1 pseudogene is annotated in these 392 nt (G+C 31.9%); it reads right to left on the reverse strand.

From position 1 onward, the window contains the following. A pseudogene (locus C1E99_RS12140) lies at positions 1 to 139 on the reverse strand (HAD family phosphatase); the annotation flags it as partial. Positions 140 to 392 lie beyond the last annotated feature (253 nt).

A 392-nucleotide genomic window follows, 5' to 3' on the forward strand; every position in this document is an offset into this window, starting at 1 on the left:
TTCCACCGACAAATATAGATGGATCCAAATGATCAACCGATAAACCTTTTGTCGCTAAAAAATTCACTCGACGTTGAAAATAGAATGTTTCTGTATCAAAAAGTACACCATCCATGTCGAAAATAATTGCTTTTACCATACTCGCCTCCTATTACTTTAATTGTAACACAGTTGAAAGAAAAAAATATTTTTCTGAAATTTTCATACTTACCTCTTGTTCGTTTTTCGATAAAATTCTTGGCAAGATTTGTCTGAACATACTGACAATTTCATATCATTCTGCTATAATAGAAAAAAATATCCAAGGAGATGAGAATGAAAGTTATTAAATTTGGAGGAAGCTCACTTGCTTCAGCCGGACAGTTAGAAAAAGTTTTCAATATTAGATCGGA

This window comes from Streptococcus suis, from assembly GCF_002964045.1.
GTDB classification, from domain to species: Bacteria; Bacillota; Bacilli; order Lactobacillales; family Streptococcaceae; genus Streptococcus; species Streptococcus suis_U.